We start from the raw sequence: 11,784 nt of genomic DNA, 5'->3' as shown, positions 1-11,784 counted from the left end.
GATTTTGGCCGGCACGATCGCTTATTTGATTTCTACTCTTTTTGGTGGTTTTGCTGTTCCTGGTGTGATCGCGGCGGCGCGGTTGGGGATCGGCGCGTTGTTGCGGGGTTTGTTCACGCGGTTGATGGAGGTCGGGCTGGCCAATATCGCTCGTGATTTGGCGTTCAAGGCGTTTGTCGGTGGGGTGGTTGGTACTGGGTTCATGGTTGGTTTGGATTCGTCGATCCAGGGTGTGCAGGTCGCGCAGGGGCATCGTGATGGGTTTGATGTCGAGTCGTTGAAGGGTTCGGCCATCGGTGGTGCGATCGGTGGTGCGCTGGGTGGTGTGGCGGAGGGTCTGGCGGGTGCGCTGGGCAAGGTCGGGCGGGATGTCTGGGCGAGGTTGCCGAGGGGCGTTCGGGCGTTCGGGCCGTTGGGTAACACCGCGTTTCAGATTCCGGCTGCGGCGTTGTCGAATCCGATCATCAATAAGGCGACGCATAGTCCTGGTGGGGCTATGGACGGGATTTTCGGTGCTCTTGATCCCGGTGGTGGTTCGCATGGCAAGCCGAAGGTTCCGCATGTCGATATGCCCGACATCAAACCCATCGGCGACCTCAAACCGCTCTCGGCGCTTCCTGTGCCGAATACTGGCCAGGGCACTTCGACTACATCGATGACCGACGCACACGGGGCGCCGATCGGCTCTGTCTTCACCCGGCAGCCTGAGACGTCCGCGGGCGGGCAGAGCGGTGCGCGGAGTACGGCAGGTGGCCCGTCGCCGGACTCGCAGAGCGGTCACGCGACAGTGAAGACGAGCACGGCTGGTGACCAGGGCGACGGCGGTCAGCGTAGGTCGACGGCGCAGAGTGGTGGTACGCCGAGCAGGCAGGGTGGGGACACGAGTACGACCGGCGGTCGAACTGTGGCAGTGCCCAGGACTGTCGGAAGCGGTGAGACCAACGGGACGGCGAGCACCAGCGCCTCGGACGACGTACGCGCACCCGGCGCCGTCCGGGAATCAACCGTTCCGACTGGGACCGGACCGGGGGCGGGCGCCCATCCGGGCACCGCGGGGGGAGGCGCTGCCCAGGTGGTCGCCGGGAGCGGCCATGGCTCTACCGCTGCCGCGAAGGCGCCCGAGGGGGCCGACGCCGGCCAGTCCCGTGCGTCCGGCCAAGGTCCGGATCACCGGCAGGGAACCGGAAAAGGGCAAACCACCGCGGTCTCCCCAGTGTCGGCTAGGCGCGATCCGGTGGGTGCTGCTGGGCAACCGGTGTCCGGGGACGGACGAACCGCCCAGGAACAGTCATCGGGCACACCCCGGCACGCCGAGCCCGTGCACGCTCAGCGGGCCGTTACCGAGACATCGGCTGCCGGTCGCGCCGGCGCGTCGGATTCCTCCGCGCCCCGACACGAAGTGGGTAGGCCCGATGGTCCGGGCGGCCGAGAGGGTTCGGCCATACCGCAGGGCTCCGGGGGTGGCCGGAATGGCGCCGTGCCACAGACCCACGGTGGCCGGATCGGAGCAGAGTCACCTGCGATGCCGGGCGGCAAACCGCAGACGGAAAGCGGGAATGCACCGGGTGGGGAGCGTTCCGTGGTCCACGGGTTGGGGGCCGATGAGCCGCGGGTCGTCAGTGACAGCGGTCGTGGTCCGGCGGAGCGAACGGTGTCGACGGACACCAGCCAGCTGGACAAGGGCGCTGGCGCCCGGGGCGTCGGGGAAACACGCGCACCGGAGAGTGCGATGAAGCCCGGCGGTGGGCCGCAAGTGTCCACTGAGGACCATCGCGGCACCGACGGCGTCCGGCATCCTGACGTCACCGGCCGGAAAACGGACGACGCTTCGAACCACCCCGAACGGCAGCTGGTCGCTGAAACCGAGCGCGGCGGCCACGCGGTCACCGGTACACCGGGTGGCGACCATCTCGCCCCCATCGGGAACTCGGGCGGTTCTCCTGTCGGCGCTGCGGAGGTGACAGGGGATCGCCCGGCCACGACAGGGCACCCGGTCGTCGAGCAGCGGCAGGCCACCACGTCCGAAGCCCGGGTGGAATCGGAGGCGCACACGAGTCCCGCGACAAGCTCGGCTAGCGGGCCAGAGCAACCGAGGCTCGTCGCCGAACATCCGTCGACGGCCACGTCCGAGGCCGCGGGCGGTCAGCGGACATCGGTCGGCCATGGCAACGGGACACACGGCGCGGCGCACGACTCGCCGCGAACGCCGGCCGAACGATTCGACGCGCGCCAGCCGCTGACCGCGGACGGCGGTCGGCAAACCTTCAGCACGACGGACCCGTCGCCGCAGCGTGCCACGCTCGGTGTCGACGAGGCCGGTGCGCGGATCCCTCACTTCGAGACCGCGCGAGGAGACTCGGCACCGCTACGCCACGGCGAGCGGATCGTGGGCGCGACGTTCCGGACCGAAGCCGACCGTGGGCTCGCGCAGTCGCGGACCGCGGCAGACGGGGATTCCGGCACCACCCCTGTGCTGGGGAGGCAGCAGTCCGCACCACAGCGGGACTCGCCGTTCCTCGTCGACGCGGAGCGCTCCAAGCTCCGTATCTCCGAGCGCGACGGCGGGCGCTGGGCGATGGACGGGAAAACGCTCGCCGAGCCGGTCGTGAGCACGGAACCGTTCCGGCGGGCATTCGAAGGCAGGACACCGCAGACGATTTCGTTGCCGGCTGCAAAATCGGGTGACGAAGGCGTGGCGGCACCCTTCGAGCGCGCGCTGTCCCAGGGTGTCGAGCTGAAGGTCTTGTCGGAAGGTGGTTCGTCGTCGACCGTCTTGTCCGGTGCCGGCGGAGCGAATGGCTGGGAGCCTGGGCGGTTCGAGCAGTCGAGTGTTTCATTCGCCCATGGGGAAGCGACCACTGTGCATACCCGGGAGACGACCACTGTGGAGTCTCGTGGTGGTGGTTCGGGGTCGTTGCGGCGGCGGTTGGGTGCGTGGGTGTTGCATCGTTCTGGTGCGGTGCATAACGATGTGGTCGCGGGTTTTGGGGTGGATGGTGGTGTGGTTCGGTTCCGTTCGGGTGATGTGCGGGTGCGGCCTTTGGTGAGTGAGGGTCGGGCTGTGGGGGTCACGTTCCGGGTGGGTGATCAGCGGAAGCTGGATTTGCGGAGTGTGCGGGACAGCTATGCCGGGGTTACCGAGTATCACGGTGGGTCTGTTGGGGCGGGTGTGGTGCGGTCGGAGGTGGCGCCTTTCCCGATGGACAGTTTCTTTGTATCGGCTGATGTTCACAGTGGGTCTGTTGATCGGGTTGAGGTTCATCTCGCGGGTCGCGGGCCGGTGTCGCTTGATGGGCATAATTTTGGCTTGCTGGTGAATGATTTGAGGGTTTTCCGTGCCGCGGTTCATGGTTCGGTGGGTGCGGTTGTTTTGGTTGCGGGGGATGCGGGGAAGCGGGATGACCCTGGTGGTGTGGCGCATGATTTCCAGCAGGCGTTGGGTGGGTTTGCTCCTGAGCTGCCGGTGGTCGCCGGTACCGGACCGGTGGTGTTGCGTGCGCATGCGGGGTCGGGTTCGTGGCGGACGGCGGTGGCTGATGGTGGTGCGTGGCGTGTTTTCTCGTCGGGGGCGGCGGATGTGCTGGGTGTGGATGCGCGTAGTCAGGAATGGCGTGGTGTTGCGTTGTCGGCGTTGGTGCAGACGCCGTTGGTGCATCGTGGTGCGGTGATCGGTACGACCTTCCGTTTGGGTGAGGACAGCGTTGGTGTTCTCGCTTGGGCGGCTGCGGGTGGTCATGGTGTTTCGCGGTCGCCTTGGCCGGTGGGAACGTTTTTTGTTGATGTTCCGTCTACTTCTGATGGTCGGTTCCGGGTGCGGACTTATGGTGGGGATGAGGTGTTGCTCGACGGTCGGGCGTTGGGTCGGGTGGTTACGGCTTCGGATGTGTTCCGGCGGGCGCGTCGGGGGGATGTTCCGTTGCCGCTCGCGGTGTTCCATGATGCGCGTCGTGGTGGTGCTGCTTTCGATCGTTCCGGTTTCGCGGGGCTGGCGGAGTTGCACTTCACCGGGGAACGTCCGTCCGGACGGACGCCGGACACCACTCCACCGGCACCGGCACCGGCACCTGAACCGGCTCTGTTGGCGCGTCCCCCAAGGCGGGCGCCGGTTGTCGCTCCAGCGGATGTGGCATCGGCACCGGCACCGGTGGTGCGTCTGTTCTCGGGGCGGCTTGCTTTCGATCCCGCTGATGTGCGGTCGACCCCGTTGGAGTACAAGGGCCGGACGATCGGTGTGTCGTTCCAGACGGGTGAACATCTCGCTGTCGCCACGAGGTGGGTGCGGGGTGACGACAAGACGGGTACGGCTCTGCTCGATCCCGGAGAGTTCCAGTGGGCCGGAACCAGTACCTCAACGCGTGTGCTGAGTTCGCCGTGGTCGGAGCGGGGCTTTTTCGTGCACGTGAACGGTGGTCGCAAACAGGTCGAGTTGACGTTGCGCGATGGCCGGACGGTGACCGTGGGCGGTGCGGATCTGGCTGGTGTGCTCACCCAGTCGGTGCCCTTCCAGCGGGCTGTCGCGGTCAATCCGGGTCTCGGCGACGAGATCGTGCTGTTGGCTTCTCGCGCCGGTGCGCGTCCGGGTAAGGGGCTGGCGCACGACTTCCAGAGAGCTTTGGCCGAGGTACATGGTTTCGCCCGGCCTGTCCTGGCCCCGACGACCGGGCTGGAGCTGGTCAACGGGACCGCCGAAGGGAGCAGCTTCAGCGCCAGTATGACGGCCGTCCACGATGGAGGCGAGTGGCGGGTATTCCCGCAGCTGGACGTTCCGGCGTGGGGCCGTGGGGTTGATGGGACGCGGGTCTGGTTCCGGCCGGGTTCGCTTGCCATGACGGAGTTGACCCGCGGTGGCCGCGTAGTCGGGGTGTCGTTCAGTGGTGGTGCGGATCCGGTGGCGCGGCGGTGGGCGCGGACAGTGGGCGGGGACGCGGGGACCGAGGCGAGTCCGTGGCCGCGGCGGTCGTTCTTCGTGGAGGCGCCGGGTGGCAGGGGTCATGCGGTTGTGTTGGTGGATGGGCGGCCGGTGCGGCTCGATGGCCGTCAGTTCGCCGCGTTGTTGGTTCGGTCGCAGCCGTGGCTGGCCGGCGCGGGTGAGAGCAGCGAGTCTGTGGTGCTGCTGACGTCAAGAAGCGGCCAGGTGGATGCCGCCGGCCGCTCCCTGGCGGACGACTTCCATCAGGCACTGGCCGATCAGTTCTCCTACCAGGGCGTGGCGTACGCGAACACCGGTGCTGTGCACCTCGAGATCGAAGGTGCCGATGGGCGTGGGGGCGTCCATGTCGAGGGTGCGTGGCGCAGGGTGCCCGATCACGTGGTGGAGGGCGTTGCGCTGCGTGCCCTCGACAAGCGTACGGGCCGGGTGGTGAGCTTGCGGTCCTGGGAGCTTCAGGCGACCGAGCTGCGCCGCGGCGACCAGCCGGTAGGTGTCAGCTTCAAAGCGTTGCCCAAAGAACGGCAGGGCAGCGCTTTGCTATCCCAGTACTCGCACGAGCAGGTGACTGTTCGGGCACCCGTGAGCGGGACTACGTCGGCTCAGCAGCTGGATCGGCTTCAAACGGTCGGCCCTGATGAGTTTCAAAATGCCGAGCAGTTCGTGGCCCCGTGGCCGGACAATTCGTTCCTGATCCACACGCACGGTAGGCCTGCTTCGGTGACGGTACAACGCAGGGATGGTGTCCCGTTGTCGATCACGGGTGCGACCTTGGGGCGGCTCGTGCATGATCTGCGGGTGTTCCGCGAGGCGACCGCGTCCGGCAGGACCGATGCGATCACCATGCTGGTGTGCTCGGCGGGCGCGGTCGACGAGCCCGGTGGTGTCGCCAGGGATTTCCAGCGTGTGCTCGGTGGACTGGGCTATCGGCAGCCGGTGGTCGCAGCGACCCAAACCGTGGTAACTGGCTACAACCCCATACCGCGCACGTGGAGCACGGGTATTTTGGGTGGTGGGTTGTGGCGGTCATTTTCTTCTGGGCCGGCGTCGGTGCTGGCGCAGGACGTCGCTAGCAAGCGGTGGCGGCAAATTCATCCTGGGTCGGTGCGTTCGTCCACGTTGATGTCCGGGGACAGGACTCTGGGTATCTCGTTCCGTTCCGAGGACGGGGCGGGGATATCGCGGTTCGGGGAAACCGTTGATGGTCTGCGGCGGCGTTCTGGGCAGGCCGGTGGCAGGTTTGTTGTTGCCGTGCATTTGGCGGAGGATCAGCGGTTCGTCGTGCGTGCCGAGGGCGATCGGGCCGTCTATGTGGATGCGGGCTCGCTGGCCAGGGTGGTTTCCGAGACCGGTGCGTTTCAGCAGGCGCTGTCCGGGCCGCATGCGGTCAGGCGGTTCGAGCTGTTCGCGGACCGGCCGGGGGCACCCGGCACTCGCAGTTTCCTGAGCATGCTGGAGGATTTCGCGGCCGGGAACCGCGGCGTCGTCGACGTTCCCGACACCGCCACATCGGCTCGGCTGGATGCGATCGCGGCCGCCCAGCAGCGTGGCGCCACTGCGGCACCGTTACCGCGCCCGGTGACGACCAGCGAGAATCACCCACTGCCGTCCGGGGTGACCCACCGGAAGGCCACGACATCCACTGTGGAGTCTCATGGGGAGACGGCCGTTGTGCATACGCGTGGGGGTGGGCTGGGGTCGTTGCGGCGGCGGCTCGGGGCTTGGATTTCGCACCGTACCGATACGGTACAGAACGTTGAGGTCATGGGTTTTGCGCCGGCTGGTGGGGTGGTCCGGTTCAAATCGCGTGATGTGCGGGTGCGGCCTTTGGTGAGTGAGGGCCGGGGTGTGGGTGTCACGTTCCGGGTGGGTGATCACCGGAAGCTGGATGTGCGTAGTGTGCGGGGTCGCTATTCGGACTACTCCGAGTATCACGCTGGGTCTGTTGGGTCTGGTTCTGTGGTGCGGGCGGTGCGGGCGCCTTTCCCGAGGGAAACCTTTTTTGTGTCGGCTGATGTTGGAGGTGGGTCGGCTGATCGGGTTGAGGTGCATCTCGCGGGTCGTGATCGGGTGTGGCTTGATGGGCACAATTTGGCGTTGCTGGTCAATGATTTGAAGATTTTCCGTGCCGCTGGTGATGATTCGGTGGGTGCGATCGCCTTGGTTGTGGGTGATGCGGGGAAGCGGGATGAGCCTGGTGGTGTGGCGCATGATTTCCAGCAGGCGTTGGGTGGGTTCGGTTCGCGGTTGCCGGTGGTTGCCGGTACTGGGGCGGTGGTGTTGCGTGTCCCAGGCGAATCGCGTTCGTGGCTGACGGCGGTGGCTGACGGTGGCGAGTGGCGTGCTTTCTCGTCGGGGTCGGCGCAGGTGCTGGGTTTTGATATGCGTGCTCAGGCATGGCGGGGTGTTGAGGTGTCGGCGTTGGTGCGGACGCCGTTGATGCATCGTGGTGTGGTGATCGGGACGACGTTCCGTTCGGCTGAGGACAGTGTCGGTGTTGTCGCTTGGGCGGCTGCGGGTGGTCATCGTGGTTCGGGGTCGTTGTGGCCGTCCGGTACTTTCTTTGTCGATGTACCGTCTACTTTGGACGGTGAATTCCGGGTGCGGACCGCTGCCGGGGCTGAGATGTTGTTTGATGGCCGGGCGTTGGGGCGGGTGGTCACGGGTTCGGATGTTTTCCGGCAGGCGCGTCGTGGGGATGTTCCGTTGCCGCTTGCGGTGTTCCATGATGCGCGTCGTGGTGGTGCTGGTTTCGATCGTTCCGGTTTCGCGGGGCTGGCGGAGTTGCATTACATCGGGGAGCGCCCGCTTGGACGTCCGGTCGTCACTCCACCCGCACCCGCACCCGCACCCGCACCCGCACCAGCGCCGGTGGCGCGTCCGCGCAGGACGCCGGTTGTTGCTCCGGTGGCACCGGAGCCACCGGCGCGTCCGTTCGCGTGGCGGCAGGCCTTCGATCCCGCGGATGTGCAGTCGGCCCCGTTGGAGCAAAACGGCCGGACGATCGGCGTGTCGTTCCAGACCGGTGAACAGCTCGCTGCCGCCGTGACGTGGGCGAATGGGGTCGACAAGACAGGCACGGTTGTGCTCAGGACCGGCAAATTCAAGTGGTCGGAAACCAGTGCCCCAGCGCGTGTGCTGCGTTCGCCGTGGTCGTCGCGGGCCTTTTTCGTGCACGTGGACGATGGTCGCGAACAGGTCGAGCTGACGCTGCGCGATGGCCGGACGGTGACCGTGAACGGTGCGGATCTGGCCGGTGTGCTTACCCAGTCGGCGCCGTTCCGCCAAGCTGTCGCGGTCAACCCGGATCTCGCCGATGAGGTCGTGCTGCTGGCCTCGGACACCGGTGCGCGTCCGGACAAGTGGCTGGCGCACGACTTCCAGCGGGCTTTGGCCGAGGTGCATGGTTTTGACCGGCCTGTACTGGCCCCGACGACCGGTCTGGAGTTGGTCAGGAAGCGCTACGGTGTCAGTATGACGGCCGTCCACAATGGAGGCGCGTGGCAGGTATTCCCGCACCTGGACGTTCCGGCGTGGGGCCACGGGGCTAATGGGGAACGGGTCTGGTTCCGGCCCGGTTCGGTTGCCATGACGGAGTTGACCCGCAATGGCCACGTGGTCGGGATGTCGTTCAGTGGTGGCGCGGATCCGGTGGCGCGGAGCTGGGCGCGGACAGCGGGTGGCGTCGCGTGGACCACGGCGGGCCCGTGGCCGCGGCGGTCGTTCTTCGTGGACACGCCGAGTGACGGGGGCCATGCGGTCGTGCTGGTGGACGGTCGGCCGGTGCGGCTCGGCGGCCGTCAGCTCGCCGGGCTGGTCGTTCGGTCGCAGCCGTGGCTGGCCGGCGCGGGCAGGACCAGCGAGTCGGTGGTGCTGCTGGTGTCAGGGAGTGGGCAGGCTGGCACCGGTCGCCGCTCCATGGCTGACGAATTCCAGCAGATCCTGGCCGATCAGTTCTCCTATCGTGGTGTGGCGTACGCGCCGACCGGTGCCGTGCGCAGCGAGCTCGAGGGCGCCGGTGGGCGTGGCGGGGTCCGTGTCGAGGGTGCGTGGCGCAGGGTGCCCGACCACGTGGTGGAGGGCATTGAACTGCGCGCACTCGACAAGCGGGCGGGCCGGGTGGTGACCTTGCGGTCCTGGGAGCTGCACGCGATCGAAATGCGAAACGGCGACCAGCCGGTCGGCGTCAGCTTCGCGGCGACGCCCTTTGACCGGCAGGTAGACATGAGGATATCCCGGTACTCCCCAAATCCGGTGACTGCTCGGGTCCCCGTGAGCGGGACCGCGCCGGCTCCGCAGACGGATGGGCTCCGAGCGGCCGGTCCAGCTGAGGTTCCCCCTGTCGAGCAGTTCGTCGCTCCGTGGTCGAACAAGTCCTTCCTGACCGTCACGCACGGCAAGCCTGCTTCGGTGGAGGTGTACAGCAGGGATGGTGTCCGGTTGGCGATCACGGGTGCCACCTTGGGGCGGCTCGTGCATGATCTGCGGGTGTTCCGCGAGGCGACCACGTCCGGCGGGGTCGACGCGATCACCATGATCGTGTGCTCGGCGGGCGCGGTTGACGAGCCCGGCGGCGTCGCCAGGGATTTCCAGCGCGTGCTCGGTGGCCTGGGCTATCGGCAGCCGGTGGTCGCGGCGACCCAGACCGTGAGCGTCCATTTGCGCCAAGAATCGAGCACGTGGGACTCGCGTGTGCTCAATGGCGGGTTGTGGCGGTCGTTCTCTTCTGGGCCGGCGTCGGTGTTGGCGCAGGACGTCGCCACCCAGCGGTGGCGGCGGATTCATCCCGGTTCGGTGCGTTCGTTCACGGTGACGTCCGGAGGCAGGCCGCTGGGCATCTCCTTCCGTTCCGAGGAACAGGAGGCGGGGTCGCGGTTCCGGGACACCGTGGATGACCTGCGACGGCGTCCAGGGGGCTCCGGTGGCAGGTTCGTCGTTGCCGCGCAGCTGGAGGAGGACCAGCGGTTCGTCGTGCGTACTGATCGCGACCGGGCCGTCTACGTGGATGCGGGCTCACTGGCACGGGTGGTCTCCGAGACCGGTGCGTTTCAGCAGGCACTGTCCGGGCCTCATCCGGTCAGGCGGTTCGAGCTGTTCGTGGACCGGCCGGGGGCACCCGCCACTCGCAGTTTTCTGAGCATGCTGGACGATTTCGCGGCAGGAGACCGCGGAGTCGTCGACGTTCCCGATGCCGGCACATTGCGTCGGCTGGACGCGATGGCGGTTGCTCAGCGCCGTGGCGCCGTGGCAGCACCGATTGTGCGACGGCCGGTGGCGACCGGCGAGACCGGCCCGCCGCCGTCCGGGGCGGGCGCCGACGAGCACCGCCTCTCTGCCGCAGGCTCGGAATCAAAGCCGCGGAAACCCCCGATAGGGCTGCGCGAGTTCATCAGCGGGGGAGCAGAGTGAATCGAAAATGATCTCTGACCGCGGAGGGGTGCGATGGTGGATACCGTCACGACTGAGGAAACCCAAGTTCGGATCGAATCCACCACGTGGTTGCTCGTCTGTGCGCTTGTTCTCGCGTGTGCGTGCCTGGTGAGCACGCCGGCGCACGCCGTCCAGGACAGGTCCCGAGAGGTGCTGCCCACCGGCGACGGGTGGGCGTCAAGCGGCACGGGGACGACCGGTGGCGCGGCCGCTCCCGCGGACCACGTTCACCCGGTGCGCACGCGCGCCGAGCTGGTCGCGGCGCTGGCGGCGCCTGCGCCGCGGATCATCCGGGTCGAGGGGATGATCGACGTGAACACCGACGACGGCGGAAAGCCGTTGACCTGCGCCGAGTACGCGACCGGTGGCTACACCCAGCAGGACTACCTCGCGGCGTATGACCCGGCCGTGTGGGGATGGGAGCGTGACCCCCAGGGCTCGGTCGAGGACGCCCGGGTGGCGTCCTCGCGCAAGCAGGCGGCGGTGGTGGGATTGACCGTGCGCGCCGACACCACGATCATCGGTGCCGGTCGCGGCGCCGGTGTCACCGGGGGCAGCCTGCGGATCCACGGCGCGCGCAACGTGATCGTGCGCGACCTGACCTTCCGGGACACGCGGGACTGCTTTTCCCGGTGGAACCCGGGGGACAACACTCCTGGCGAGACGCCGGGCAACTGGAACGCGGCGTACGACTCGGTGTCGGTCCAGCGTTCGGAGAACGTGTGGATCGACCACAACACGTTCACCGACGAGCCGAACATCGACAGTGCTCAGCCGGTCCACTTCGGACGTCCGTACCTGACGCACGACGGTCAGCTCGACATCACCTCCGGCGCCGATCTCGTGACGGTGTCGCGCAACGTGTTCACCGAGCACGGCAAGGTGATGCTGATCGGTTCGTCGAACACGTCGACGACGGATACTGGCAAGCTACGGGTCTCGGTGCACCACAACGTCTTCCGCGACGTGCGGGAGCGCGCGCCGCGGGTGCGGTTCGGCCAAGTGCACGTCTACAACAACCTTTACGAAGGCGACCCGGTGTTCAGCTGGGGGGTCGGAGTGACGTCGCAGGTCTACGCGGAGAACAACTATATCCGGAGTATCGCGCCGGAGAAGGTCATCTACAACTGGGGCGGAACGGCGATCACCGACACGGGTAACCTGGTGGATGGCAGGCCGGTCAGCCTTGTGAAGGCGTTCAACACCGCGCATCCGGACCAGCCGCTCGGCACTGACGCGGGTTGGACGCCGACGCTGAACCGGGGCCTGGACCCGGCGCGCCGGGTGGCCAGGCTCGAAGCGGGCGCTTCGTGCGGCTGACCGCCTCGAACCCGCGTTGATGAGGGATTCCCCTTCAACGCCGGCTTCCGCTGGTGCCTTGTCTGCGCGAACGGTAATTTGTGGTGGCGATGGGCGAACTGGAGGTG

2 protein-coding genes and 1 pseudogene are annotated in these 11,784 nt (G+C 67.3%); 1 reads left to right on the top strand and 2 read right to left on the bottom strand.

Features of this window, described 5'->3' with window-relative positions:
- Both ACFV15_RS36330 and ACFV15_RS36325 read right to left on the bottom strand, forming a co-directional pair.
- The coding region (locus ACFV15_RS36330) for a hypothetical protein (protein ID WP_378356408.1) at nucleotides 1–541 on the bottom strand (541 nt) is incomplete at its 3' end.
- 4,841 nt (nucleotides 542–5,382) lie between these two features.
- Nucleotides 5,383–5,478 (bottom strand): annotated as a pseudogene (locus ACFV15_RS36325) (hypothetical protein); the annotation flags it as partial.
- A gap of 4,987 nt (nucleotides 5,479–10,465) precedes the next feature.
- On the opposite strand from ACFV15_RS36325, the gene ACFV15_RS36320 reads away from it, so the two are divergent.
- Nucleotides 10,466–11,677 (top strand): polysaccharide lyase family 1 protein, encoded by a 1,212-nt coding sequence (locus tag ACFV15_RS36320; protein ID WP_378356406.1) that lies wholly within the window; start codon nucleotides 10,466–10,468, stop codon nucleotides 11,675–11,677.
- Nucleotides 11,678–11,784: the final 107 nt, after the last annotated feature.

This window comes from Amycolatopsis sp. NPDC059657, from assembly GCF_042734395.1.
In the GTDB taxonomy this organism is placed as follows: Bacteria; Actinomycetota; Actinomycetes; order Mycobacteriales; family Pseudonocardiaceae; genus Amycolatopsis.
This window is presented reverse-complemented; position numbering and strand designations above follow the sequence as displayed.